Annotated in this window: 25 protein-coding genes and 1 pseudogene; 17 read left to right on the top strand and 9 right to left on the bottom strand. The window is 59.8% G+C overall.

What is annotated here, in order from left to right; translation table 11 throughout:
- Window positions 1–122: 122 nt before the first annotated feature.
- Genes L6637_RS32065 through L6637_RS32055 form a run of 3 tightly spaced genes read left to right on the top strand, consistent with a single transcriptional unit; the run spans window position 123 to window position 3297 of the window.
- Complete coding sequence (locus tag L6637_RS32065; RefSeq protein WP_237873047.1) at window positions 123–1895, top strand: HAD-IIIC family phosphatase; 1773 nt, start codon at window positions 123–125, stop codon at window positions 1893–1895.
- An 11-nt stretch (window positions 1896–1906) separates the two neighbouring features.
- Complete coding sequence (locus L6637_RS32060; RefSeq protein WP_237873045.1) at window positions 1907–2848, top strand: class I SAM-dependent methyltransferase; 942 nt, start codon at window positions 1907–1909, stop codon at window positions 2846–2848.
- On the top strand, window positions 2848–3297 hold the full coding sequence (locus L6637_RS32055) for a VOC family protein (protein WP_237873044.1): 450 nt from the start codon (window positions 2848–2850) through the stop codon (window positions 3295–3297). The genes L6637_RS32060 and L6637_RS32055 overlap by 1 nt, the downstream gene beginning before the upstream one ends.
- A gap of 11 nt (window positions 3298–3308) precedes the next feature.
- Here the strand turns inward: L6637_RS32055 and L6637_RS32050 are convergent, their stop codons facing one another.
- Window positions 3309–4640 (bottom strand): hypothetical protein, encoded by a 1332-nt coding sequence (locus L6637_RS32050; RefSeq protein WP_237873043.1) that lies wholly within the window; start codon window positions 4638–4640, stop codon window positions 3309–3311.
- Window positions 4641–4905: 265 nt separating this feature from the next.
- Here L6637_RS32050 and L6637_RS32045 point away from each other — a divergent pair, with 265 nt between their 5' ends.
- A complete protein-coding gene (locus tag L6637_RS32045; protein ID WP_237873042.1) occupies window positions 4906–6369 on the top strand; it encodes an MATE family efflux transporter in 1464 nt (487 codons plus the stop codon).
- A 152-nt stretch (window positions 6370–6521) separates the two neighbouring features.
- On the opposite strand, the gene L6637_RS32040 is transcribed toward L6637_RS32045, so the two are convergent.
- Complete coding sequence (locus tag L6637_RS32040; RefSeq protein WP_237873041.1) at window positions 6522–6719, bottom strand: hypothetical protein; 198 nt, start codon at window positions 6717–6719, stop codon at window positions 6522–6524.
- 170 nt (window positions 6720–6889) lie between these two features.
- Between L6637_RS32040 and L6637_RS32035 the strand changes: the two genes are divergently transcribed.
- The 8 genes from L6637_RS32035 to L6637_RS32000 all read left to right on the top strand — a co-directional run bounded on the left by L6637_RS32035 (window position 6890) and on the right by L6637_RS32000 (window position 14294).
- Complete coding sequence (locus L6637_RS32035) at window positions 6890–7162, top strand: hypothetical protein (RefSeq protein WP_237873040.1); 273 nt, start codon at window positions 6890–6892, stop codon at window positions 7160–7162.
- Window positions 7163–7349: 187 nt separating this feature from the next.
- The gene (locus L6637_RS32030; RefSeq protein WP_237873039.1) at window positions 7350–8432 is read left to right on the top strand and encodes a glycosyltransferase family protein; all 1083 of its coding nucleotides are present in this window, start codon (window positions 7350–7352) and stop codon (window positions 8430–8432) included.
- The gene (locus L6637_RS32025) at window positions 8405–9577 is read left to right on the top strand and encodes a DegT/DnrJ/EryC1/StrS family aminotransferase (protein ID WP_237873037.1); all 1173 of its coding nucleotides are present in this window, start codon (window positions 8405–8407) and stop codon (window positions 9575–9577) included. The genes L6637_RS32030 and L6637_RS32025 overlap by 28 nt, the downstream gene beginning before the upstream one ends.
- Complete coding sequence (locus L6637_RS32020) at window positions 9574–10362, top strand: hypothetical protein (RefSeq protein ID WP_237873036.1); 789 nt, start codon at window positions 9574–9576, stop codon at window positions 10360–10362. Before L6637_RS32025 ends, L6637_RS32020 begins: the two co-directional genes overlap by 4 nt.
- On the top strand, window positions 10362–10982 hold the full coding sequence (locus tag L6637_RS32015; RefSeq protein WP_237873035.1) for an acyltransferase: 621 nt from the start codon (window positions 10362–10364) through the stop codon (window positions 10980–10982). The genes L6637_RS32020 and L6637_RS32015 overlap by 1 nt, the downstream gene beginning before the upstream one ends.
- Window positions 10983–11009: 27 nt before the next feature.
- The gene (locus L6637_RS32010; RefSeq protein ID WP_237873034.1) at window positions 11010–11861 is read left to right on the top strand and encodes a class I SAM-dependent methyltransferase; all 852 of its coding nucleotides are present in this window, start codon (window positions 11010–11012) and stop codon (window positions 11859–11861) included.
- Between the two features lie 10 nt (window positions 11862–11871).
- Window positions 11872–13158, top strand: a complete 1287-nt coding sequence (locus tag L6637_RS32005; protein WP_237873033.1) for a DegT/DnrJ/EryC1/StrS family aminotransferase — start codon at window positions 11872–11874, stop codon at window positions 13156–13158.
- Complete coding sequence (locus L6637_RS32000; protein ID WP_237873032.1) at window positions 13155–14294, top strand: glycosyltransferase family 4 protein; 1140 nt, start codon at window positions 13155–13157, stop codon at window positions 14292–14294. Before L6637_RS32005 ends, L6637_RS32000 begins: the two co-directional genes overlap by 4 nt.
- A 299-nt stretch (window positions 14295–14593) precedes the next feature.
- Here the strand turns inward: L6637_RS32000 and L6637_RS42860 are convergent.
- From L6637_RS42860 to L6637_RS31980, 5 genes and pseudogenes are all read right to left on the bottom strand, one after another.
- Window positions 14594–14931, bottom strand: a pseudogene (locus L6637_RS42860) (GDP-mannose 4,6-dehydratase).
- Window positions 14834–15238: a GDP-mannose 4,6-dehydratase gene (locus L6637_RS31995; protein ID WP_237873030.1), complete on the bottom strand. Its 405-nt coding sequence runs from the start codon at window positions 15236–15238 to the stop codon at window positions 14834–14836. The pseudogene L6637_RS42860 and the gene L6637_RS31995 overlap by 98 nt, the downstream one beginning before the upstream one ends.
- A complete protein-coding gene (locus tag L6637_RS31990) occupies window positions 15223–16617 on the bottom strand; it encodes a hypothetical protein (RefSeq protein ID WP_237873029.1) in 1395 nt (464 codons plus the stop codon). The genes L6637_RS31995 and L6637_RS31990 overlap by 16 nt, the downstream gene beginning before the upstream one ends.
- Window positions 16614–17939 (bottom strand): hypothetical protein, encoded by a 1326-nt coding sequence (locus L6637_RS31985; RefSeq protein ID WP_237873028.1) that lies wholly within the window; start codon window positions 17937–17939, stop codon window positions 16614–16616. The genes L6637_RS31990 and L6637_RS31985 overlap by 4 nt, the downstream gene beginning before the upstream one ends.
- A 52-nt stretch (window positions 17940–17991) precedes the next feature.
- A complete protein-coding gene (locus L6637_RS31980; RefSeq protein ID WP_237873027.1) occupies window positions 17992–18954 on the bottom strand; it encodes a hypothetical protein in 963 nt (320 codons plus the stop codon).
- Window positions 18955–19269: 315 nt separating this feature from the next.
- On the opposite strand from L6637_RS31980, the gene L6637_RS31975 reads away from it, so the two are divergent.
- Genes L6637_RS31975 through L6637_RS31965 form a run of 3 tightly spaced genes read left to right on the top strand, consistent with a single transcriptional unit; the run spans window position 19270 to window position 21908 of the window.
- Window positions 19270–20331: a Gfo/Idh/MocA family protein gene (locus tag L6637_RS31975; RefSeq protein ID WP_237873026.1), complete on the top strand. Its 1062-nt coding sequence runs from the start codon at window positions 19270–19272 to the stop codon at window positions 20329–20331.
- A complete protein-coding gene (locus tag L6637_RS31970; protein ID WP_237873025.1) occupies window positions 20328–20798 on the top strand; it encodes an acyltransferase in 471 nt (156 codons plus the stop codon). The genes L6637_RS31975 and L6637_RS31970 overlap by 4 nt, the downstream gene beginning before the upstream one ends.
- Window positions 20799–20810: 12 nt before the next feature.
- Window positions 20811–21908: a DegT/DnrJ/EryC1/StrS family aminotransferase gene (locus L6637_RS31965; RefSeq protein WP_237873023.1), complete on the top strand. Its 1098-nt coding sequence runs from the start codon at window positions 20811–20813 to the stop codon at window positions 21906–21908.
- Here the strand turns inward: L6637_RS31965 and L6637_RS31960 are convergent.
- Window positions 21905–23113, bottom strand: coding sequence for a glycosyltransferase family 4 protein (locus L6637_RS31960; protein WP_237873021.1), 1209 nt, complete (start codon window positions 23111–23113; stop codon window positions 21905–21907). The genes L6637_RS31965 and L6637_RS31960 overlap by 4 nt on opposite strands.
- Window positions 23114–23117: 4 nt before the next feature.
- Window positions 23118–23756, bottom strand: coding sequence for a D-glycero-alpha-D-manno-heptose-1,7-bisphosphate 7-phosphatase (locus L6637_RS31955; protein WP_338076879.1), 639 nt, complete (start codon window positions 23754–23756; stop codon window positions 23118–23120).
- Window positions 23757–23909: 153 nt separating this feature from the next.
- Here L6637_RS31955 and gmd point away from each other — a divergent pair, with 153 nt between their 5' ends.
- Together gmd and L6637_RS31945 are read left to right on the top strand one after the other, a co-directional pair.
- On the top strand, window positions 23910–24980 hold the full coding sequence (gmd, locus tag L6637_RS31950) for a GDP-mannose 4,6-dehydratase (protein WP_237873020.1): 1071 nt from the start codon (window positions 23910–23912) through the stop codon (window positions 24978–24980).
- Window positions 24961–25106 (top strand): NAD-dependent epimerase/dehydratase family protein (locus L6637_RS31945; RefSeq protein ID WP_237873156.1); only part of this gene is annotated, 146 nt, incomplete at its 3' end. The genes gmd and L6637_RS31945, both read left to right, overlap by 20 nt.

The following is a 25106-nucleotide window of genomic DNA, read 5'->3' as shown; positions in this document are numbered from 1 at the left end:
CCGTGATCAAGCCGATGATGAGGTGGTTGCCACAGCCCACGGCAAGTGACATCGAGCGAACCCGCAATCTCGGCGGAGGCAATGTCGCAGATATAATTCGGCTGGCTCAATATGAATGGGATGTGAGTGGCCTGAGGCGACTCGCAATGGGCCTCTCCGGCATTCAGGACTCGACGGGACAGGCCGGCCTTCAGGCCGTCCGCGTGCTGTTGCTGTCGAATTCGACCGCGCGGCATCTGAAAGAGACGCTGATCGGCACCGGGCTCCGGCATGGTTTGCGCCTCGACGTCATGATCTCCGAATACGAAGATCCCGAGGTCTTGCTGGAGCGCGATCGTGACGGCATCGCTACGTTCGGTCCCGATATCGTCGTAGTTGCGATGGATGTGCATGCCTTCGGCCTGCGGCCTGCGCCCGGGAAGCCCGAGGGCGCTGCCGCGATCGCAGACCGGGCGCTCGAACGCCTGCGTGCCATCCGCGGGAGCATCGGTTCATCGCTCAAGAAGCCCGTCGTCTTTCACACTTTGACGCCGGATCCCGCGCACGTCAGGCTGCATGTCGATCGGTTGATACCGGGCTCGCACGTTGACCTCGTCGGCCGGGTCAACGCGGGTTTGTCTGAGTTCGCAAGATCCAGCGGCGACTTGTTGCTGGACGTTGCGATGCTGTCCGAGAGGATCGGCCAAGACAATTGGTACTCCGCACGACACTGGGCCCTGGCCAAATATCCGTTCGCGCCCGAAAATGCGCCGCTCTATGCGGAGCATCTGGTCAGGCTGGTCGCGCTAAAGTTCGGCAAGTCGCGCCGGGTTCTCGTGCTCGATCTCGACAACACCATGTGGGGTGGGATCGTGGGCGACGACGGCAAGGAGAACCTGCTGCTCGGCCCTGGAAGTCCGGTTGGGGAAGCGCACTGCGCCCTCCAGGCCATGGCTAAGGAGTTGCGCAACCGTGGCATCGTGCTCTGCGTCTCCTCAAAGAACGAGGAGAGTGTTGCCCTGGATGCGTTCCGCACCCATCCGGAGATGGTGCTGGTCGAGGAGGACATCGCCGTCTTCCAGATCAACTGGACCGACAAGGCAGCAAATCTGCAGGCACTGTCCGAGATTCTCAGCCTTGGTCTCGATAGCTTTGTCTTCCTGGACGACAATCCGGCGGAACGCGCCCAAATCCGCTTTGCGCTGCCTCAGGTCGCGGTGCCCGAAGTCCCCAAGGATGTTACGGAGTGGATCCCAGTCTTCCAGTCTGCCTGCTACTTCGAGGCCACTGGATTCACGGCAGAGGATCGTGACCGGGTCGCCTACTATCGGGCTGATGCCCGGCGCACGGCGCAACTGAAGTCGTTCGCGCGGCAGGAGGACTATCTCCAGTCGCTCGACATGGAGTTGCAGGTCAATCCGTTCGATGCGATCGGGCGCAAGCGGATCGCGCAATTGATCTCGAAGTCCAACCAGTTCAACCTGACGACCAAACGCTATTCGGAGGCTGACGTGGCGTCGGCCGAGGCCGACCCGCGCCGCATCACCATGCAGATGCGCCTCAGCGACACATTTGGCGACAATGGCATGATTGGCGTCGTCATCGCGGATATCGGCACGGATGCGATCGATATCGACACGTGGCTGATGTCGTGCCGCGTGCTTGGACGCGGCGTTCCCGAGGCGACATTGGATTTGCTCGTTGCTCGTGCGCGGGATCTTGGCAAGGAATTCGTGCGCGGCGTCTACGTTCCGACCAAGAAGAATATGATGGTCGCGGATCACTACCGCAATCTGGGATTCGAATTGATCGGTGAACGTCCCGGCGGCGAGACCGCCTGGGAGCTTTCCGTGAACGCCTATCAGGACAAGAAGCCGCCCATTCGCATCCGTGATGCCGTTGGCGCGCGCATTTAGGGAGACAGACTTTGAGCACGGCATCAAGCCTGATCGATGAACAGCGTTTTCCGCAGCTCGCTTCGTTGATGCGGACCCAGTATGAACGGACGCCAGCGCATCGTAACTATCTCGAGACGCGGTTTTCGCACGCCTCGGCTGAAGACTTCACGACGCTCGAGGAGCTCGCAAGCCAAATTCGCCAGATCGCGGGTCCGCGTCTCGGCGAAATCTGCGACGGCTACGATTTCATCTGCAAGATCGTGCGCGAGGAAGAGATCTTTTTCCGACGGAAAGGGCGATACAGGCTCCAGACTTTCGAGGAGGCCAATCGTCTGGTCTACAGCGATACCGAATATATGGGCCGGTACATGGACGGCCTGCTCCTGACCCAGATCTACTGGTCGAACCACACGGCTTGCTACCAGTTCTATCGCAACGTGTTCCTGAAGCAGGCGCCCGCCAGTTACGACTATCTGGAAATCGGTCCGGGGCACGGATTGCTGATCTATCAGGCTCTCAAGGATGAGAGATCGGGGAGCGTGAAGGGCTGGGACGTAAGCAAGGCGAGCATCGGCCAGACCTGGGATGCGCTGACGGTCATGGGCATGTCGGGCAAGAAGCCCGAGCTCGTTCTGCAGGATTTGTATGCCGTCCCGGACGACAGCGCGAAGTTCGATTGCCTTACCTTCTCGGAGGTTCTCGAGCATCTGGAGGATCCGAAGGGGGCGCTGGTCAAGCTGCGGTCGCTGCTCAAGCCGGCCGGCCGGCTGTTCGTTAACGTTCCGATCAACAGCCCTGCGCCGGATCATCTCTATCTGCTGCGCTCGCCGGAAGAAGCGGTCGACGCGGTGCGCGCGGCCGGCTTCGAGATTGAACGCGCGGAATTCTTCCCGATGACAAATCACACGATGGAGCAGGCGCGGAAGCACAAGCTGACGATTTCCGCCTGCATCATTGCAAGACCCAACTGATGTCGTCCCCAGCCCGCCCCGAGCTGATCTTCGACCATGTCGGCCTGGTCGTGCAGGACCTGACGTCCGGATTCGCCAATGTCTGCTCGCTGCTGCCGATCGTTGCGGCCACGCGGGTCTATGACGATCAGGTGCTGGGCGTCTCGGTGCAGTTTCTGCGCGATGCCGGCGGTGTGATGTTCGAACTGATCGCGCCGCTCGGGGACAATTCTCCGGTTGCGAAGATCGCCGCGTCTGGCAGGGGCGTGCTCAATCAGATTGCCTATCGGGTCGGGAATCTGGCAGCCGCCGCGGACTATTTCCGCGCGCGCGGTGCCACTCCGACGGGCGCGGCAAAGCCTGCCATCGCCTTCGACGGCGCTCCGGTGCAGTTTTTTCTGACCAAGGAGTTCGTCGTCGTCGAGCTCATCGAGAGCGAAGGCGCTTCGCGCGAATTTGTCCCTGTCTAAGGGCGCATCCGTCAGCCGGCGCGGCGAAGGCTGGTGCGGGCTGCTTCGAATGCGCGCTGCACGCAGGACAACACCGCGGGGCCGATCTGGCCGGCATCGAAATGGCCGGCAAATCCAAACAGGGATTGAAAGCCTTCGACCTCATATCCGCCTTCGGGGACCTGAGCCGTCGTCGGAAGGTATCCGCAAAGCGATCCCAGATAGCCTGCGTGGAGACGGATGCATCCCGGCGGCTTGGGCAGGGCATTCCCGATTTCAGCCTCCCATTCGACCGACGGTTCTGCCGAGATGGCGACAATCTCGAGCGCGTCATCGAAGCCGAGAACCTGCACGCAGAGAGGCTTTGCCGGCGCTTTGCCGTGAAAGAAGGTGCTCAGCGGCACGCTTGCCGAGCCGATCCTCAACTGCTGCGGATTGAACGTTCTTGCCGCGGGCTGCTGCGCGATCTCGTCCAGTTCGCTCGCGAGACTTTCGCTCCAGCGGCGCCAGTCGTCCGCCGACGGGGATGGAAACAGATTTCCGAAGAACGCAATTCGCGCCAATTGCTGCAATCGCTCGCGAAGAGGAATCGCGCGCGGTGCCGGCACGATATTTGGTCTGATATTGCCGCAAAATCCGGTCAGGAACAGGCACGGAATGGGGCCGAGCCGCTCGCGAAGCCGCTCGCGAACCTTGCCGGGAAAGTCGGCACTGATCGCATTGGTCGGGATCACGGCGGTCGGGTGGCAGGTGTAGTGCCAGAGCAGTGCGATCGGCTGATCGTCGCGGAGGTCTCGCATGAGAACGACAGTCGCCAACTCGTTCTTCGGTCCCTTCGGGTTCGGCGAGAAGGCGATGCTGGTCAGGTTGAATCCGTGCATCCTGCCGATCGTCGGGAACGGCCAGTAGCGTCGGCGGTTGATCGAATGCCGCAGCGGGCCTTCAATAATCTCGAAGGCGACCTGCGTGGGCTCTTGCCCCAGGATTTGTCGGACCAGGTCGTCGACGACATCGCCAAGCTCCGCCACATATTGCTCATCCGGAATGCCGAGCGGTGCGCAAGCCTTATCGGTCGCCGGAGCGCTGTGTGTGTGGGTTGCCTGCAATACGATCTCGTCGCGGCCAAATCCCCGCTTCGTGAGCTTGCCGATGATGAGATCCTGAAGCTCCGTGCCGACCTGCAGCAGATCGAAGGACAGAAGAAGGACTCGGCGGCCAGGCCCCTCGAACAAGATCGCTCCGACTTCGATGGCGTCGAGAATGTCGGCGATGGGGGCGGTCCTGGACGGATGGCCCGCAAGCCGGACGGGACGGTCGCGCGGTGTGATGTCCCGACGGCCTACTCGCGCAACGATCTTCGACAAAGTTCGGCCTCCGCCATGATGGTACGGATGTCACTACCCAATTCCGTACGTTTGTCCAAGCCGGAACCGGCATCTCATCGCTTGTCTGCGAACGAGCGGAATACTAAGGCTTACCGGCGATGGAACAGCGGCGTATTCGGAGCGGGACAGTGATCGGACAGATCTGCCATTTCCAGCAGATCGAACTGCCACGCTCGTGCACAACGTGATCGAGTCGGGCCCAAGCCGCTTTCGCCGCATCCTGGGTGGATGGTCGGCGAATTCGATGATCGTTCTGCTTGCGCTGACGCAGCAGATTGTTCTTATTCCGTTCTTCTTGCGGCATCTGGGGCACGAAACGCTCTCCGCGTGGCTCACGATCTTCGCCGCAGGAAGCCTGGTGCAGGCTGCCGATCCCGGTCTTCACGCGTGGAGCCTGAATCGCTTTCTTTCGTTAAAGTCGCGAGCCGACGCGGATCGCCGTACGCGCCGCTACTTCGCCGGCGTCCTCTTGCTTTTCATTGGTGTCGCCGCGGGCCTGATTGCCATCATCGGCATCCTGCTAATGCTGGTGAATCCCGCAAACGTTCTCGGGTTTCGCAATGAACCGGAGTTCGATCTGGCTTTCGCAGTGGTGACCCTCGGCCTTGCGACAACGCTGCCGGTGAACCTCGCGAGTGCGCTCTATCGCGCCCGCGGTTTGTACGGTCGTGTCGTCGCCGTGCAGGCATGGGGGACGGCAATTGGCCAGGTCGCGCAGGTGATCGCGGTGCTTCTGACGGGCGACCTGCTGATGGTCGCCTTGGCGTTTGTTGCCGGACAAGTCGGCGTCTCCGCGTTCATACTGCTATCGGATTTGAAGCGGCACTTTCCATTCCTGCGCGGCCTTCCGCAGCGCGTCTCGGGCGGATGGGTGAGGGCTCAATTCGCCGGCGCATTTCCGTTTGGCGTCATGAACTTTGCCGAAGTCGGAATGGCGTATCTCTCGGTTCTTCTCGTCGGCGCCTTGGTGTCCGATCGGGCCGCGATCGCCCAGTGGGTGCTTACCAGGACCGTTGCGAATTTCCTCCGCGGCCTGTGCTATCAATTCTCACTGCCGATTGCAGCGGAACTCGGGCACGATCATGCTTTGGGTGCGCGCGACAGCCTGCGGGCCCTGTATGCCAAAGGCCTGTTCGTGGTGACGTTCACGGTGAGCCTGATTGCGGGTGGCCTGTTGTCGTTTTGGCGTGAGTTCTTCGAGCTTTGGACCGCCGGGGCAATCCCATATGACGCAAAGCTGGCCTTGGTGCTCATTGGCGGCACGTGCCTCGTCACGCCGGCGACGTTCGCCATGAGCTACGCAAGCTACAGCAACAGGGGCACTCTGCTGCTTTGGACCAAGTCGTTGCAGATTATGATTTTCTTCAGCCTTTCCGCGTTCCTCATTCCGGCGCTTGGTCCGCTGGGGGCGGCAATCAGCCTGACGGCGGGAGATGTGCTGGCTCAGCTCGGTGTCCTGTTCTCAGTCTTGCTCGTCCAAACTGCGAAGAATCCCGTGCGGCTCACGGTTCTTCTCTTCGGAATGATGGTGGCAGTCGTCGCTTCCGGATCGATCATGGGAGAAGTAGCTCGGTACGTGATACCGGGAACGGGATTCATCGCCTTCACCCTGCAATGCATCTTCTGGCTCGCGGGCATGGCGCTGATCGGCGCGCCGTTGGCAAGAAGCCATGTGCGAAATCAACTCATCCAATGGATCCCACATTGAACGAGCGCAAACGCGGCCTGTTTGAGCCGATCCATCCACCGCATGAGGAGCTTGCAAAGGCGCTGTTTGCGGAACTATCTCGGTCAGCGCACCCGTGAAGCGGATCATTTTTGATCGATCGCGATGACCGATAGGTGCTAGCGGAGACCGGCCTAGCGGATGAGGTATTTGCCGTAGGCCGTATTCTTCAGCGGCTCGGCGAGCTTCGCGAGCTGTTCAGCGCCGATGAAGCTCTCGATGAAGGCGACTTCCTCCGGACAGGCGATCTTCAGTCCTTGCCGTTTCTCCGCGATGTAAATAAACTCGGAGGCTTTCAGCAGCGATTGCTCGCTGGAAAGAAAAATCGTCAATCTTTTCAATATGTTATATTGCGGGATCTGCTGGCATTGCTAGGCCTCAACCTGTGGGCTAGGAATGGAGCGGGGACGTCTCCGACACCACACTTCCAGGCGCTGCGCTCTTTCCGGCTGACCGACAAAGGCATCTTGACGAAGCGCGTCCTCATCGTTCGCAGGCCTCGATGTTTTTCGTGCTGGAGGGAGAGCAGGACGGGGAATGGGTGACTTATCTCAACGGCGATCTTTATTCCCAAGCATCGCCCGCGCCGGTCTATCAGGAGCTCGAAGGTTCGTTGGTCCCGATCGTTTCCCACCGATATGCCGCGGCGATCGAGCGGCTGAAGAGATTCCACACTTGCGATGTCTGGATTTGGCGTCTGCAACGGGCTGGACGTTCGTGCAGTCATCGAGCGGTGACGGATCAGGTGCGTCGGGTTGGTGCTATGACTACGTAGACAACGGGCGCTTTGTGGACCATGCCTATCTGGATGCGTTTCCCGGTCAATCGCCGCAGCGCGAAAAAACAACGTCGCAACAACATAGATCAAATCTTTCCTGATCCCGACAGGACTGTCGCGGCCGACCCCTTGCACGGTCGGCCCAGTTGCATTCCGGTCCGGACGACGTAGTACGAGCTTGAGAATGAGGGTCTTTCAGAATTCAGGCTACTATCCGTCGTACGCATCGCGCCTGCGACGGCTTGCCGCGAATGCTTTGACCTTCAAGCAGCAAATCCAGGTATTCCTCGATGATCGCTATGGGGCCTGTCACATGCTGCTTCCGATCAGCTGCGGCGATAGTGATGCATTCTTCACGAATTGGGACGACCAATCTTTACAGCGCGGATGGGCCCGAGAAGCGGGCCTTCCCAAGACGCTTCCGCTGGAAGATATCTTGCTCGCGCAAATTGAAGCGCACCGCACCGAGATATTCTACAACCTCGATCCGGTTCGCCTTGCCAATGGATTTCTTCGGCGGCTGCCGGGTTGCGTCAAAAAAAGCATCGCTTGGCGTAGCGCTCCGTCCGGGCCGGTTGATTTCTCGGATTATGATCTTGTCGTGGGAAATTTCCCCGGCATTCTCGCCGAGATGAGCAGTCGCGGTTACCGGACTGCTTATTTCGCGCCTAGCCACGATCCGGTTATGGATCGCTTTGCGGATAACAGGGATCGCCCGGTCGATGTGGTTTTCGTCGGTGGATATTCACGCCATCACACGCGGCGAGCCGAAGTCCTGAATGCTGTCGCTGGCCTGGCTGATCAATCACGTGTCGTGTTCCATTTGGATCCTTCGCGGCTCTCTCGCCTTGCCGATTCGCCTCTCGGAGTCTTACCGCCGTTGAACAGAAGCCGGCGTCCGTCAAAAGTGCGGTCGGTTTCGCAAGGACCCGTCTTCGGTCTGGAGCTCTACGATGTCTTGTCCAAGGCCAAGATCGTTCTGAACGGAGCCATCGACATGGCGGGAGAGGAGCGCGGGAATATGCGCTGCTTCGAGGGCATGGGCTGCGGAGCCCTTCTGTTGTCCGATGCGGGAAAATACCCAGTCGGAATGACCCCCGGAAGTACCCTCGTCACCTACACGACTGGGGTTGACGCTGTAGCGCAGATACGCCGTCTGTTGGCGGATGACGGGCATCGTGAGGCTATTGCGCGCGAAGGTCACAAAATGATATCCACGACTTATTCGAAGAGAGACCAATGGCAGGCGTTTCAGAAGCTGCTTTGACGGTCCAGAGCAGGATGTCGAGCGACCCCATGGTGAACAAATTCATTCCCATTTCACAGCCTTCCATCGGGATGCGAGAAAAGGAACTCGTGCTCGCCGCCGTGGAGTCCGGCTGGGTATCGTCCATCGGAAAATTCATCGACGAGTTTGAAAATTGTTTCGCCCGGTATTGCGGAACCGAGTTTGCAATCGCGGTGAGCAACGGGACGACCGGCCTTCATCTTGCTCTGGCCGCATTCGGAATCGGGCCCGGCGATGAGGTGATCATTCCGGATTTGACATTCGTCGCCACTGCGAATGCGGTAGCCTACACTGGTGCGACACCCGTTCTTGCTGACATCGATCCGGAGACGCTTTGCATTGATCCCGGTTCTGTCGAGGCTCTGATCACGCCGCGTACAAAGGCTGTGATGCCCGTCCATCTTTACGGTCATCCCGCGGACATGGATGCGATTGCTTCGATCGCGAAGTCCCGCGGCATCATCGTCATTGAAGATGCGGCTGAGGCGCACGGCGCCGAATACAAGGGACGGCGCGTTGGCGGACTCGCCGATTGCGGCGTCTTCAGCTTCTATGGAAACAAGATCGTGACCACCGGCGAAGGTGGCATGCTGACGACGAACGATCCCACATTCTACAACAGAGCGAAGCGACTTCGTGATCACGCGATGAGCTCAGACCGTCGCTATTTCCACGATGAGCGAGGGTTCAACTATCGTATGACCAATCTTCAGGCGGCCCTCGGGGTCGCGCAGATGGAGCGAATAGATGAATTTCTTGCTCGCCGCGCGGAAATCATGGCGTGGTATCGGTCCGTCGTTCGTACGAGTGATGTGGTCCGGCTCAATCGCGTGCAGAACTGGGCTCACAGCGCATTCTGGATGGTTTGCCTGGAGGTTGACCGCTTTGACGCCGGCACTCGCGCCGCGTTCATCCAATCACTGAAGCAGCGCGGCATTGATTCTCGACCGTATTTCTATCCTCTGTCGACGATGCCGATGTACCAGCAGGAGTCGTTGCCGGTGGCGGCACGCAAGTCCCGAGTCGGACTCAATCTGCCCTCGTTCTTTGATCTGACCAAGTCTGACGTTGAGCGAATTGGCCACGTCGTGAATGAGTTGATCGAGGATGCGTCTCTTCGATGAAGGATGCGCCGCCCCCATTGGCAAACAGGATTGCGAGGAAGGTAAGATCGCTGTTCATGCGGTCGGAACTTCAGGCCTACCTTTCGTCGATTTCGGCGGACAATCCGTTGCGCGGCTTGCCTGCGAAGATCGTTGGCGACGCATCTGCTGATCCCACCGAATTATTCAACCACTATGACGCGTTTGGCTTTTGGGTCGCCGCCAGGCTGGCGCGCGAAACACGTCCGCGCCGGATCCTCGATATCGGAAGCCCCAAAGCGCAAAATGCCATTCTTTCCGCCTATCACGACGTAACGGCTGTTGTACTCGCCGATTGTCATGATCGCTTTAGTGCCATTCGATACGTCCAGCACGATGTCACGCTACCTCTTCCTTTTCCTGCGGGCGCGTTCGACTGCTTTACCTCCACGGTAGCTTTGCCGTTGATCGGGCTTGGAAGGTACGGTGACCGGCTTGACGGCAATAGCCTTCCAAACCTCGTGTCCGAGCTCGGGCGGGTGATGTCCGATGACGCAATCCTTCTTATCAGTATGACCGTTGGCCCGAACCTGCTCGCGTTTAATAATGGATGGTACCTTGATCTAGCAACCATCCGCAGCTTGTTTGCCGGTTGGCGCCTTGTGGAGGTGGTTGTCGATAACTGGTCCTCGCCGAAAGGCCTTGATCGAGGGGACGTATCTCAGCGCTTCGCGAATGTGGAGCAACTACCGGTCATAGCCAGAGGCGACTATCGTGTGGCTTTCTGCGCGTTGGTCCGTCAAACCGAACCGGCAGATGGCTCATAATGAAAGCTCTCGCCCATAAGGTTTTGAATGCATGGCAACATCGGAAGATGCGGGCCTTTGGCTCGCGGGTTCTGATGCCACGTTCGGTGCGAATGCTGCGTGGATTTTCCGTGCGGTTTCTCGCAAGTGTCGATGAGAGAGCGTATCTGCGTGTCGGCGAAAATTGTCTGTTGAACGGGCCTATCGTCTTTGAGGCGCGTACTGGACAGGTCGACATCGGTGATCGCTGCTACATCGGTGCCAACAGCACAATTCTCAGTCGAAATCGGGTCACGATCGGGAACGACGTCACGATCGCTTGGGACGTCACCATCTATGACCACGATTCTCATTCAATGAACTGGCGTGATCGGGCGCTCGCAGTGAAGCTGTTCTACGAGCGATACGGCTATCCGGACTGCTTTGATCAGCTTGACTGGACTAACGTTGGATCGGCGCCTATCGTCATCGGGGACCGCGTCTGGATGGGTTTTGGTGTCACGGTTCTCAAGGGCGTGACGGTTGGAGAGGGGGCGATCATAGCGTCTCGAAGTGTTGTGACGCGGAGCGTCGAGCCCTATACGGTCGTTGCCGGGAACCCGGCGCAAATGGTTCGGAAGCTTGACCCAGTTCATACTTAATCATCGAAAGAGCGTATCGGTATTGTGATGCCCGAGCCGGACGGAAAGTTTTACCACACCTGGGAACAAGCGATCTCGATCCTCCGGTCTGACCCGCTTCATCAGACGCTGGTCTACGACGCTTATTTGACCGCCGATCTGACGGGGAACTGTCGCCGCTTCGCAGAAAGCCGAGAATTCGCCGAGGTGATCAGGTTGATCGAAGTATATCGCCCAGGAAGCCGGGATGTATTGGATGTCCCCGCAGGCAACGGTATCGCGACATTTGCTTTTGCGAAACTTGGGTTGAATGTTGTCGGCGTTGAGCCTGATCCTTCTTCGTCAGTCGGTCGCGGTGCGATCGCGACCGTTCTCAATTCGGAGGGGCTGAAGGCGCGCATTGTGGATGCCTTTGGCGAGAAGCTGCCATTCGAGGAGAACAGCTTCGACGTGGTGTACGTCCGGCAAGGTCTCCACCACGCTCAGGACCTCAAGGCGATGCTGTCGGAATATGCTCGCGTGCTTCGTCCGGGCGGGCTGCTCTTGGCATGCCGTGAACATGTCGTCGACGATTATGGACCCAGCCTCCAGGCGTTTCTGGATTCGCAAGTCGACCATCAATTGTACGGAGGGGAGAATGCCTTCACCCTGGCCGACTACCGTGAGGCTCTCTCCAGCGCCGGTTTGACGATCTTAGCTCAGTTCGGGCCGTACGATTCCATGATAAATCTGCACCCGAACACGGAGGAGAGCCTATTGGATAAGGTTCGGGACTCCCGTCCAGGCAGACTTCTTGGGCTCATCTTGCCGAGGTCGGTCGTAAACCGGATCGGGATGTGGTACCTGCGGCGCTCGAATCGACCAGGTCGCCTCTACTCCTTTGTCGCAGTGGCACCATAGAAGCGCCCACATGCTTCAACGTTTTCTTCCCCTCGCGGTAAAGATTCGCAAAAGGCATCCCGGAGTCTTTTATTTCCTGGCGCGCATCGCGAAGCGTTTCTTCGGCCAAACGCTAGGAGTTTTCCCGCGCATATTGGGCAACGAGGTTGAGGCGGTCACCGAGATATTGCGTAGCTCGCAATGGAACATGGCCTACGGGCGGGGTCTCGTGCATGAGCGCCTTGAGGCCGAATTTTCGGAGTTTGTAGGTACGAAGCATGCCGTCGCCGTAGGCAGCGGGGGCATGGCATTGCAAATGTCTTTGCGAGCGCTGGGCCTGAAGCCCGGCGACGAAGCGATCCATCAGGTCGACACCTGTTCGGCCACCGCGATGGCCGTCATGAACGCCGGTGTTACCCCGATATTTGCCGATATTTCCGAGCAGACTTTCATGTTGGATTGTGCCGATGTTCAAAGGAGGATCGGAGGCCAAACCAAGGCGCTCATCGCAACCCACATGTGGGGAAATCCGGAAGATGTGTCGAAGCTCCGGCAAATAGCGCACGATAATGGCCTCAGGTTTGTGGAAGATACCTGTCTCGCGCTAGGTGCCATAGCAGCGGGAAAGCCGGCCGGCTGTTGGGGTGACGTTGGAGTCTTTTCGTTCGGATGCTTAAAGCCGATTCAAACCGGTGAAGGAGGAATGATCGTCACCAATGATGAAGCGCTGGCAAAGGAACTGAGATCCCTGAGACATTGGGGCGATCGAACGATCGAGTTTGGCGTGCGGGACGTCACACAGCTGGCCTGGAACGGGCGGATGTCGGAGATCCTCGCCGGAATCGCCCGAGAACAATTGCGAGGCTATCCGGGTCATCTTGAGGAATTGCGCGCCAGAGTGGCCGACTTCCGGAGTGCTTACGCCGACTGTCCCGGATTTTCGATGGTGCTTGGTGCAACGGACTCCGTGCCGTCCTCTGCGTTTACCCAAGTGGTCCTGCGGCTCGAAGAGAGCGCATTCGGCCTTAGCAAGAGGGAGCTGATGGATTTCCTCGGCCAAAGCGGAGTTCCTCATTGGCACGCCAATTTTGAGCTGATCAACACCTTGTCGTTCTTCCGGGGTGATGCGTGGCGTGACTGGATCTTGCGAGGTGACATTGATCGTGTCGCGGCCAACAACTCCGGTTCGTTCCCGGCGGCCGAGCGCGTCTACGCCCAATCTGGATTGGGCCTCTCGAAGTCAAACTTCCTGTCGGATGGCAACAGAAGGCATCTGGACACCGTCATTCAATCGCTGAGCAGGAAGAGCGGGTCTTGATCAAGCTTGGTGTGATCCTATTGTCGAGGCCCGAATTTGGCGGGACTTATCAATACAGCCTGTCCACGCTTGAGGCGCTCCAGTACACGAAGCGATTTCAGGTCACGATCTACGGAGATCCCTCAAACCGCGATTGGCGACGATGGGGGCACCCGGTTAGACCTTACGTCGAAGGGCGTCTCAGCCAGGCTGCCTATCTGCTGTCTTACCAGCTAGGGCTGCCGCGGAACGATCCGTTCCGAGAAGAAGATATTCTTCTCGCTCCGATCTACTCGTTGGCCACGCTGCACACCGCGCGGCCGTTTGCGTATACGTTGCACGACCTGCAAGAGCATCATTTTCCGGAGCGCTTTTCCTGGCAGCAACGGGAATGGCGTCATCGGGTGCACAAAGCGCTGTCCAGCCGAGCAAGCGCAATCATATGTGAAGCAAATCACGTAAGAGAAGACATTGTGTCCAGCTTCGGAGTTCCGCAGGAGAGAGTGGCGAAGCTGATTGCGCCGCCTTTCGCGCGGGTGAGGGTCCCGGTGACTCGCGTTGAACTGGAGAAAGTGCGAAGCCGGCACAACTTGCCTGAGAAGTTCATCTTCTACCCGGCGCAGTTCTGGCCGCACAAGAACCATGCCCGATTGGTCGAGGCTTTCAAATTGATCGTCTCTCGACATCCGGACGTGCAGCTGGCTCTTACGGGCAACAAAGGAGACGAGTACCAATCGGTTGTCGGCCTCATCGGCACGCTCGGCTTGGAGCGAAACGTCCGGCATTTGGGCTACCTGGAACAGGCCGATCTGGAAGCAATTTATCAGCTCGCAACAGCTCTGGTCATGCCGTCACTGTACGAGAGCGTCAGCATTCCGATCTTTGAGGCGTTTCAGCTCGGTACGGCTGTGGCGGCATCAAATATCCTATCGTTGCCGGATCAGGTAGGAGACGCAGGCCTCCTGTTTGATCCGCATTCGGCTGGATCAATTGCGAGCAGCATTACAGCCATCCTGGAAAGTCCCGACCTTAGAGAAACGTTGCGTGCTCGGGGCCATTCGCGGATGCAAGCCCTGACACCGGAGTTATACGGCGCGAGCCTCGAAGGATTGCTGCAAGCGATGCGCGAGAGAGGTTCTCAACCGCACCGCCAGTGATTGCAACGTGATAGCTCGCGATCTGGAAGCTGTAGTTCCTGTCGAGCCAGGCCTTGTAGGCACCGCTGACGATCTCTTCCCACCAGCTCTGGTGCTCGAGGTACCAGTGGACGGTTTGATCGAGGCTCGCCTCGAACAGGACGTTGCAACGCTCGCCGACTTCCGTTGCGAGCTTGCGCGCATCGATCGCGTAGCGGTGGTCGTGGCCGGGCCGGTCCGTGACATGCCGGAATCAGCGAGCGGCACGATTGGCCGGTCGCCGCCAGGCATGACGGGAAATGCGCCGCCAGCGGCGGATCTTAGGCAAAGGCGCGGTCGATCAGGTCGCAGATCGTGCCGACGACCTCGCGATTGCTCGGATGCTGATAGGGACCGTAATTGTTCGAGCAATTGGTGATCGGGGCAGGCAGCCCGTAAGTCACCCCGAAGGAGGGGACGAGATGATCGCTGGCGGCCTTGCTGGCGGCGTAGGGCCAATTGGGCGGTAGGGCGTTGACTCCGAGAACGGCGGGTCCGTCGGTCCGAGCGATCCGTAGACCTCATCGGTCGAGATGTGGAGAAAGCGCGCATGCTGCATCACGTCTGATGCGCGCCAGGCATCGAGGGCAGCCTTGAGCAGGGTGAACGTGCCGAGCACGTTGGTCTGGAGGAATGCCCTCCAGATCAAGGATGGACCGATCCGCGCGGGATTCGGCGGCCAGATGCAGCACGCGATCGGACTTGTGCTCGTCGAACAGCGCACGCACCGAACCGGCATCCCTGATGTCGCCCTTGGCGAAGACGATGCTGCCGTTCGCGATCAGCGACTCGAGGCTGCGGATATTGGCCGCATATGTCATCGCATCCGCCACGACCAGCCGGTCGTCGGGACGAACGGCTCGCCACGCATGCGCCAGATTCTGGCCGATGAACCCGGCCCCTCCAATGATTAAAACGTTATGCATGCAGCACCATGACGATGGCATTGGCTTGCCTCAACAGGCCGGGACCCTTGGGCAGTGGCGGTGAGACGTGGCCTCGGCGTGACATACCAGAGAACGAAAATGAGCAGGGCACCGTTCGACAGCAGGGTCGTGGCCAGTGGTACGTTAAGGAGCACCTGGCTCAACAGTCCCCCCGACAGCATGATGAATCTCGGAGGCAGGCCGGCCGAGGCCCGGTTTCCGAGAGATATGATGAGCCCGCAGGCGGCCGCCGCCACCGGCGCCGCAAGGGGGCCGACGGATGCGATTCCCTCGGTGGCAAATAGTGATGCGTTCAGGTTCCCGAGCTCATAATTCTTGGACATCAGGACCGATAACGGGTCGTCATAGGAGCAGCCGAGGAACGTCTTAATCACAAGGATCTGGCAAAAGTGCGTTACCTGATGGGTCGAGAAGAAGTCGTTGTAGACGTCAAGTGCGATTGAGGGGAAGGCGATCATCCGGAAGTTCACCGCCGAAAAGTATTTGATGAAAAATTCGTACGGGATGGCTCCGAGGCTGTACGGAATGATCAGCAATAGTCCGAGCGAGATCGGCAGGAGCAGGGACAGCACAATGGCGGCTCTGGGTTCGAGCTCTCGGGCGACGACCGCGAGAAAGAGAAGCCAGAACGGGGCAAACAACGTCAGCTTGGTCAAGGTGATCGGATAGAACGCCAGCAGCAGCAGAAGAGCAATTGCGGCTTTCACTCGTTCGCCGCTCATGATGAAGCTGGCGAAGGCGAATGGCAGCAGCGCGTTCGACGTTATGCCGATCGCGTATCGGAGCGGGGCAGGAAAATCCAATGCATTGCGGAAGTCATAGATCGCGCTGATACCTGCCAGCCTGAAATTGTAGAATGCACCGGCCACGATCGTCGTGGCCGCGATGGTCAGGATGGCCAGCCGCAACTTCTTCGTCGCGTCATCGCTCAGCACGACATGTTGCTTGACGGGCCGCGTGATGAAAAGCACCGGGACCAGGAACGCGACGATCGAAGCAATGGCGGAAGCAAGGGGCAGCGCCCTGTCATAGGGAAACTTCGAGAACACGCCGAGCCACGTATATCCCGCAACCAAGGTGTACAGATAGAAGCCGACGAAATAGCCGAAACTGAACCGGGCACGCGCAAGGAGGATGGCGACAGCCGCGAGCAGCAGGACGAGCAGGGTCGCCGTCGGCAACTGCGCCTGCACGAAGGCGGCGGCCCCGGTGTAACCGTAGTACCGGGCGACATAGACCAGCGACAGGCAGCAGGCGGCGAGGTGAATCCAAAGCAGCAGCAGGCGTCCTTGCCACGACGAAGGTGTCACAAGGCCGAAGGCCCCGGTCGGTCCGAGGGCTCGTTCCGCAGCTTTCATGCCGGCTTGCCGAAGAGTGTCCGGGGGGTCACGTACCAGAGTATGAAGAGTAGTGCAGCGCCGTTGGTTACGAAAGTAATTGTGAGAGAGACGTTGAGGAATATCTGGAGCATCATGCCAGCCGACAGCAGGACAAATCGCCATGGCAGGCCGGAGGAGGCGGAGTTGCCGGCCGCGATGATCAGGCCGCAAACGAAGGCCGCCAGCGGCGCAAGCACGACACCGACCGAGGCGATGCCTTCGGTTGCGAACAGTGAGGCGTTGAAATTCCCTGCATTGTAGGCGTTCTGCATCACGATCGCCAATGGCTCGCGGTAGGGGCAGTCGATGAAGGATTTCAGGACGTTCACCTGACAAAACCAGGTCAGGTCATGATGGGCAAAGAAGTCGTTGTAGAAGTCGAGGGCGCTGGAGGTCAGCGCGATCATTCTGAAATTGACCAGGCTGAAATAGCCAATGAACTGTGGATAGGAGATGGCGTTCAGGTCGAACAGCCTCGCTAGCAATACGCCGAACAGGATTGGCGCCAGCAGTGACAGCGTCACGGCTGTTCTCGCCAAGAAGAGCTGCGAGGTGACCGCCAGGATGATCAGCCACACCGGCGCAAAGAGCGCGAGCTTGCTTAGGGTGATCGGGTAGAACATCAGCAGCAGCAGCAGGCATAACGCGGCCCGCCACCTGGCGCGTTGGACGACGAAGAACGCGAAGGCGAACGGCAGTAAGACGTTCGGGGTGACCCCCAGCCCGTACTGGAGCCAGGCCGGAAATTCGAGCTGATTGCGGAAGTTGTAGATCTCGGAGATTCCGACCACCCTCACATTGTGGAGGGCGCCGACCGCGAGCAGTACGACCGCGAGCGCCAGGATGGACGTCAGCAATCGTCGAAAACTCGTCTCGGACAAGGCGAACCTCTGCCCGGCAGGCAGCGTGATCAACATGGCGGGAAACAGAAACGCCAGTCCCGAAGCGAATGCCGACGCATAGGCCATGATGTGATCGTAGGAGAATGTCGACAGCGGCAGGAGCCAGAGGTATCCCATCAGCATGGTGAAGAAGTAGAAGCCGACGAAGTAGCCGAAGCTGAAACGGCACACCGCGAACAGGATGGACAACAGGGCGAACGGGGCGACGTTCAGCGCGGCAAGCCAGAGCCTGTCGCTGTCTGGGACGGTCAGGCGCATGAGTGGCGCGTAGTACTGCACCACATAGCACATTGAGACGAAGCAGACCGCCACGTGCAGGTAGAGCAGGAAGACGGGCCCGAGCCCCTCATTGCGGCGCGTTCCGGCCTCTACGGGGCTGCGGTTGAGGATGTCGTTCACTTTGCTGCTCATCTGCGCAGGGATGGTTGTCTGCGACACCGTGGTCGGCCGATCAGTCTCTCGTGACGGCGAAGTTGTGGAGAAATGCAATCGAACCGAACGCGATCAGGATCGACGCGACCGCGGCGATAAACAGCAGCGAGGACCGCTTGGCGCCGACCGGTATCGGCATCGCTTCGGGCGCGAGCGTGACGCGCGTGCCCTTGAACGCCCGCGCGGCGATCTGTGCCTCGATGAGGTTCGCTGCAAGGACATCGTGCCGGGCGCGCAACATCGTGACATCGCGCGTTGATTGGGCGCGCTCCTCGCTAAGGACCGCCAGCAGGTCCAGTTGGTTGGCGATTTCCTTTCGCAGCCCGTCGATGTCCGCCGTCGTCTTGTTGCCGTCTTCGGCCTGTGCTGCGGCGCGCTGCTGGAGTGCTGCGCCGCGCTCGAGCTGTCTGGCGCGAAGGAGGCTCTCGGCTTCGGGCAGCAGTCCGCTCAGGCGGTCCATGATCTTTCCATAGTCGGCGATCTGCCGATCTATCTCATCGCTCGTCTCTTTCCAAAGGACTGTCCGCAAAGCGGCGGCCTCGCGCAAGACATCGCTGCGGTTGCTCTCCTCGTCCATTATCTGGTCGATGATTTTCTGCTGGAGCTCCTTCGCTTCCGCAACCGCGGCCGGATTGACGATGCTCCGCATGCTCACTGTCTGGCCAATGCTTTCGGCGGACGAATTCTGCAGCGCGCCCAAGGTCGAGGCTTGCACGCCGCTCTTGGCAAGCGCCGTGATGGCTGCCGGCAGATAGACTGCGGGGATGCGCTTTGCGAGAAGTTCCGGCGGTTCGAGCGGCACCTCTCCATCGTTGGTGGCGAAGGTTCCAACTTCGATGGCGGAGCGGACGAGCGAACTAGGCTGGACGGAAATGATGATGGCGGCCGCCAGGACGACGAACGTGGCCCCCGCGACAGACAGGAACGTAACGCGAAAGGACCGAAGCGTCCCCAGAATCGCGACAGTGGCTTTATCGGTCATGCTCTTGAACTTGGAATGAAATCTTTCAGCCTTTTTAGCTGGTTCGCCGACTGTTAGGCGAAATGGAGGGCCAAGTCCATTTCAAGTCGATTCTTGCGTTATTCGTGCCCCACAATTCTCGATCGAAACGCTCGATCTCTCCGGGGAAAGCCGTCCGGAGCATGCGATTCCGCCCGAAATCGGGCTCGGTCGTCATCCCGGAAAGGTCCTAATTGGCTTGATCTAAAAGAACTTTTGCGTATAGACCACTAGACCGCGAGGGCGTCGATATAGAGGTGTCACGGCCTCGGCCCGGGTGATCAGGGGGGAGGTTTCATGCTCAGATTCGGCTTGCTCGGCTGCGGACGTATTTCCAAACGGCATTCGGATCTGCTTGGCTCCGGCCAGATCGAGAATGCCAAGCTGGTCGCTGTTTGCGATCCCGTTCGCGAGCGCGCCGACGCCGTGGCGACCAAATTTGCAGTACCGGCAGACTATGACATCGATACGTTCCTAGCGCGGAAGGATATAGACGTCGTTGCCGTGCTGACGCCTAGCGGCATGCATCCCCAGCATGCGATCGCCTGTGCGAAGGCGGGCAAGCATGTGGTCGTCGAAAAGCCAATGGCGCTCCGCCTGCAGGACGCCGACGACATGATCCGTGCTTGCGACCAGGCGGGCGTGAAGCTGTTCGTCGTCAAACAAAATCGTTTCAACGTCCCGGTCGTCAAGGCGCGCGAGGCGCTGGATGCCGGAAGGTTCGGCCGGCTCGTCCTTGGAACTGTGCGGGTGCGCTGGTGCCGAGATCAGTCCTATTACGATCAAGACGCTTGGCGCGGCACCTGGGCGTATGACGGCGGCGTGCTGACGAATCAGGCCAGTCACCACATCGATATGCTGGAATGGTTCTTCGGGGACGTGGTTAGCGTGCATGCAAGAGCGACGACGGCCCTGGTGAGGGTCGAGACCGAAGATACTGCGGTTGCGACGCTGAAATTCCGCAACGGCGCGCTCGGTATCATCGAGGCGACCACGGCGGTGCGGCCGAAGGATCTCGAGGGTTCCCTCTCGATCCTCGGCGAGAAGGGAACGGTGGAGATCGCCGGTTTCGCGGTCAACCAGATCAGGCACTGGAACTTTGTCGACGAGTTGCCGAGTGACAAGGTGGTCATCGAGAAATTCTCGGTCAATCCGCCGAACGTCTACGGCTTCGGCCACCAGGCCTATTATCAACATGTCGTCGACTGCCTGCTGCATCAGCGCGCTGCGCTCGTCGACGGTCTTCAGGGCCGCAAGAGCCTCGAGCTGATCTCCGCCCTCTACGAGTCGATCGAAACAGGGCAGGAAGTTGCGCTGCGCTTTGAGCCGCGGCGAAGCAAGCTCGGTGTCATCTCGTGAGCGGCATACCGCAAGTGCACCAGGTCGCCGTTCGCGACGTCAGGTTCGGCGAGCGCGTTAAGCTGGTCGAACCCTGCAATCTTTACGGTTGCGAGATTGCGGATGATTGCTTCGTCGGCCCATTTACCGAAATACAGGCCGGCGCTGTTGTTGGTGCACGCACTCGCGTGCAATCGCACGCGTTCATTTGCGAGCTGGTGTCGATCGGGGAGGACTGCTTCGTCGGACACGGCGTGATGTTCATCAACGATACGTTTTCGACTGGCGGGCCGGCGCGCGGACGTCGCGAATTGTGGCGCGCGACGAAAATCGGCAACCGGGTTTCGATCGGCTCTAACGCCACCATCATGCCGGTATCGATTGCCGACGACGTCGTGATCGGAGCCGGCTCGGTGGTCACTAAAGACATTGTCGAGCCGGGCAGCTACGCCGGAAACCCCGCCCGGCGCCTCAAGAGCAAGACCTAAGGAATAGCAATCATGCCGGTACCATACGCGGATCTCGGGCTCCAGTATCAGTCGATCAAGGATGAGATCGACGGTGCGATCGCCGCGGTCATTCGCGACAGCGCGTTCATCCGCGGGCCTTATGTCGACGCCTTCGAGCGGGAGTTCGCGGCAGCGGCGAGCGTCGAGCACTGCGTGTCCTGTGCGAATGGCACCGACGCGCTCTACCTCGCGATGGCCGCACTGAAGGTCAAGCCTGGTGACGAGGTCATCACGACCGCGCATTCCTGGATATCGACGTCCGCGATGATCACGCATGCAGGTGCTCAGGTCGTGTTCTGCGACACCGACGGCGAGACCTTCACGATCGACCCTGCGGCTATCGAGGCGGCGATCACGCCGCGCACCGTCGGCATCATCCCGGTGCACCTCTTTGGCCAGCCGGCCGATATGGACGCGATCATGGCGATCGCGCGCAAGCACGACCTCTGGGTGATCGAGGACTGTGCCCAGGCGCATTTGGCGCGGTACAAGGATCAGCCGGTCGGGACGTTCGGGGCGGCCGCGACCTATTCATTCTACCCGGGCAAGAATCTGGGTGCGTTCGGCGATGCCGGCGCGGTGGTGACCGGTGACGCTGCGCTCGCCGAGCACATGACCATGCTGGCTCGCCATGGTGGCCTCGTGAAGCACAAGCACCTGATCGAAGGCATCAACAGCCGGCTCGACGGAATGCAGGCGGCGATCCTGTCGGCCAAGCTCAGGCATTTGCAGGCCTGGACCAAGGCCCGACAGGATGCTGCGGCAGTCTATGATGCCGGTCTCAATCAACTCGACGGCGTGGAGGTGCCACGCGTTGCGCCTGACCGCAACCACGTCTACCATCTCTATACGATCAAGCACCGGAAGCGTGATGCGCTCGCGGCGTATCTGGCCGAGAACGGGGTGCAGACGGCGATCAATTACCCGACCGCCCTGCCATTGCTCCCCGCCTATTCGCGACTTGGACACAAGCCTGAGCAGTTTCCGCGGGCGTTTGACGACCAGAACAAGATGCTCTCGCTGCCGATGTTTGCGGAAATCACACGCGAGCAGCAGGATGAGGTCATCAGGCTGATCAAGGACTTCTAGTCGTTGCTCTCGCGCAGGCGCCGTATTATGTCGCGGTAGCGCTGCGTCGAAGTTTGCTCGCTATATTTCAGCGCAGCGACCGCCGCCTTGCGGCCTCGCTCGAGCGTCGCAGCGCGATCGGACGCGGCCGTGGAGATCGCTCGCGCCAAGCTCGTCGGATCCTCCGGGGGCACGACCCAACCAATGTCCTCTTCGGCGACGGCAAGTGCGGCTTCCGAATTCGGTTCTGTTCCGACGATAACCGCCCGCCCAACGGCGAGGAGGTTGTAGAGCCGGCTTGGGATAGAGACCCCGGCGACGTTGCACCGGTAGGGAATGACCCAAGCGTCGGCCATCGCGAGGAATTCGGCAAGCTGTTCCTCAGGCACCGGGTCCAGCAAGGTCACGTTCTCCAGCTTCTCCGCGGCCTGAAGGGTTTCCAACTCGTTCCAACCGATGCCCCAGCCGGACAGAACGAAATGTATATGCTTCTCATGTTGCAGAAGCCGTGCGGCTTCAAACACGGTGCGAGGTGCATGCGTGAAGCCGAGATTGCCGCAGAGTCCGACAACGAACGGCGCCGAATAGGGCTTCCTGAACCTGCCGCGGTCACCGGGCTCGCGGAAGCCGATCGGCAGCAATGTCCAGTTGGGCACGAAATGGATGCTGTCTGGGCGCACGCGCGGATAGCGCAGCAGCAGCGGGGGCACGTCACGGCCGATGACAAAGATGGCGTTCAGGGATCTGAACAGCCAGCCATTGGCAATACGCAAGAGGCGTGTGACGACCGATGTCTGACTTGCCATGCCGGCGGCCACCAGAGCTTCCGGATAGAGGTCGTAGATCAGAAGTGCCGTCCTGGCGCCCCGCAGCCTTGCGGCAAGCGTAATCGCGTAGGGCAGCGTGAAGGGGCTCGTGACCGACATGACGACATCGCCCGGCGCTGCGCATCTATAGACGCCCCAGAACAAGCGCATCGCCAGCGTGGAACTTGCGATGAGGCGTCTTACGAGCGCCTGCTTGGGAGGTCTCCAGTTTGCGATCTCGATGACCTCGGGCGTGTCGTCGCCGGATTTCGGCTTTGCGGAGCCCTGCGTTCCCGACAGGACGACTGCGTTCATGTCGAGGGCGATCGCATTGGCGATCGCACCGAGATAGATCGCCGTCGTGCTCGGGTCCGGCGGATAGAATTCCGTCGCGAGAATGAAACTGGTAGCTTTCGCCACGCCGCTATCCGTTCGCCAGAAGCGGCAGCACGAAATCCCGCAGGTTTCCGCCCGGAAAGGCGTGGCCCGGGAGGCCCGCCGCGTGCGCCGCCTCGATGTCCGATCGACTGTCACCGACTACGAAACTCCGGCTCGCGTCGACGGGAAACTTGTTCAGAAGGTCGATGATCATGCCGGGCTGCGGCTTGCGGCGTTCGCTGACGCGCCGGTAACGTTCGATGTATCCGTCGGGATGAAACGGGCAATATTCGAAAGCATCGATGCGTGCACCCTGGGCCTCCAGTTCACGCGCCATCCAGTCGTGCAGCCGATGTACGTCGGTCTCCCCATAGAGGCCCCTGGCCACGCCCGACTGGTTGGTGATCACGAAGGCGAAATAGCCGGCTTCGTTGACCGCTTTGACGGCATCAATCGCACCGTCGATCCAGACGAATTTGTCGATCTCGAACAGGTAATCGGTGTCGACGTTCAGAACGCCGTCGCGATCGAAGAAAACAGCCGGACGCAGCACCAGGTCGATCGCTAGGCTCTCTCTGTCCCGGGGCATTTCGGCTCGAGTTTGTCTCTCTATGAGGGGCGCGAAACCGCCGCCGCGGCCCAATCTCTCCAGGCGGTCAGTATCACGATTGTGTTCCAGGTCCAATCCGTCTTCGCGCTTCCGGGGGGGGGGCGGTTTCCGGCGGTTCCCTGGGGTTGACCCGCGCGGGGCGATATGGCCAAGAAGACGTGCGAAAAGCGCTTCGTTCGGCGCTCAGTTTGCATCCTCAATTCTAAAGTGGCGAGAACAAGGTCGGCCATGACTCAACGTGTCGCTCTCATCACCGGTGTGACCGGTCAGGACGGTGCCTATCTGGCCGAGCATCTGCTGTCGCTCGGCTATGTCGTGCACGGCATCAAGCGGCGGTCGTCCTCGTTCAATACCGCGCGCGTCGATCACCTCTATCAGGATCCGCATGTCGGCGACGTGCCGTTCCTGATGCATTACGGCGACATGACGGATTCGACCAACCTGATCCGCCTCGTGCAACAGATCCGGCCGACCGAGATCTACAATCTCGCGGCCCAGAGTCATGTCGCCGTGAGCTTCGAAAGCCCGGAATACACCGCCAACGCAGACGCCATCGGCGTGCTGCGCCTTTTGGAGGCAATCCGTATCCTCGGCATGGAGAAGGATACGCGGTTCTATCAGGCCTCGACCTCCGAGCTCTACGGCCTGGTGCAGGAGATCCCGCAGAAGGAGACGACGCCGTTCTATCCGCGTTCGCCTTACGGCGTTGCAAAGCTCTATGGCTACTGGATCACGGTGAACTACCGCGAAGCCTACGGCATGTTCGCGAGCAACGGCATCCTGTTCAACCACGAGAGCCCGATCCGCGGCGAGACCTTTGTCACACGCAAGATCACCCGCGGCGTGGCGCGGATCGAAGTCGGATTGGAACAGTCGCTCTATCTCGGCAATCTCGAGGCCAAGCGCGACTGGGGCCATGCCAAGGATTACGTCGAGGGCATGCACATGATCTTGCAGGCCGACAAGCCCGACGATTTCGTGCTCGCCACCGGCGAGACGCGCTCGGTGCGCGAGATGGTCGAGCTGTCCTTCGCGCAGGTCGGCCGCCGCGTCGAATGGCGCGGCGCAGGCGTCTTCGAGACCGGTGTCGATGCCAAGAGTGGCAGGGTTGTGGTGAAGATCGATCCGACCTATTTCCGTCCGACCGAGGTCGATCTGCTCATTGGCGATTCCAGCAAGGCGCGCCAGGTGCTCGGCTGGAAGCCGAAACGGACATTTGCGCAACTCGTCGAAGAGATGATGGCGAGCGATCTGGCCGAGGCCAAACGGGATGTCGTAAATGGCAAGCGTACCGTTTGAGCTGAGGGGCAAAAGCGTCTACGTCGCCGGCCATCGCGGCATGGCCGGCAGCGCGATCGTGCGCCGGCTGGTGCGGGAGGACGTGAATCTCGTCACCGTGGACCGTCGCGAGGTCGATCTCTGCAA

Origin of the sequence: Bradyrhizobium zhengyangense (genome assembly GCF_022012435.1) — a bacterium.
GTDB classification, from domain to species: Bacteria; Pseudomonadota; Alphaproteobacteria; order Rhizobiales; family Xanthobacteraceae; genus Bradyrhizobium; species Bradyrhizobium zhengyangense.
Note: the sequence above shows the minus strand (reverse complement) of the source record. Positions and strands in the feature narration are given on the sequence as shown.

Excerpts from the sequence above, each read along its gene's own strand:
- L6637_RS31980 (WP_237873027.1), bottom strand. The coding sequence starts at position 18,954 with ATGACCGATAAAGCCACTGTCGCGATTCTGGGGACGCTTCGGTCCTTT.
- L6637_RS32020 (WP_237873036.1), top strand. The coding sequence starts at position 9,574 with ATGAAGGATGCGCCGCCCCCATTGGCAAACAGGATTGCGAGGAAGGTA.
- L6637_RS31990 (WP_237873029.1), bottom strand. The coding sequence starts at position 16,617 with ATGAAAGCTGCGGAACGAGCCCTCGGACCGACCGGGGCCTTCGGCCTT.
- L6637_RS32030 (WP_237873039.1), top strand. The coding sequence starts at position 7,350 with ATGAGGGTCTTTCAGAATTCAGGCTACTATCCGTCGTACGCATCGCGC.
- L6637_RS32035 (WP_237873040.1), top strand. The coding sequence starts at position 6,890 with ATGTTTTTCGTGCTGGAGGGAGAGCAGGACGGGGAATGGGTGACTTAT.
- L6637_RS31995 (WP_237873030.1), bottom strand. The coding sequence starts at position 15,238 with ATGCATAACGTTTTAATCATTGGAGGGGCCGGGTTCATCGGCCAGAAT.
- L6637_RS31975 (WP_237873026.1), top strand. The coding sequence starts at position 19,270 with ATGCTCAGATTCGGCTTGCTCGGCTGCGGACGTATTTCCAAACGGCAT.
- L6637_RS31965 (WP_237873023.1), top strand. The coding sequence starts at position 20,811 with ATGCCGGTACCATACGCGGATCTCGGGCTCCAGTATCAGTCGATCAAG.
- L6637_RS32045 (WP_237873042.1), top strand. The coding sequence starts at position 4,906 with ATGATCGTTCTGCTTGCGCTGACGCAGCAGATTGTTCTTATTCCGTTC.
- L6637_RS32025 (WP_237873037.1), top strand. The coding sequence starts at position 8,405 with ATGGCAGGCGTTTCAGAAGCTGCTTTGACGGTCCAGAGCAGGATGTCG.
- L6637_RS32010 (WP_237873034.1), top strand. The coding sequence starts at position 11,010 with ATGCCCGAGCCGGACGGAAAGTTTTACCACACCTGGGAACAAGCGATC.
- gmd (WP_237873020.1), top strand. The coding sequence starts at position 23,910 with ATGACTCAACGTGTCGCTCTCATCACCGGTGTGACCGGTCAGGACGGT.
- L6637_RS32015 (WP_237873035.1), top strand. The coding sequence starts at position 10,362 with ATGAAAGCTCTCGCCCATAAGGTTTTGAATGCATGGCAACATCGGAAG.
- L6637_RS32055 (WP_237873044.1), top strand. The coding sequence starts at position 2,848 with ATGTCGTCCCCAGCCCGCCCCGAGCTGATCTTCGACCATGTCGGCCTG.
- L6637_RS32005 (WP_237873033.1), top strand. The coding sequence starts at position 11,872 with ATGCTTCAACGTTTTCTTCCCCTCGCGGTAAAGATTCGCAAAAGGCAT.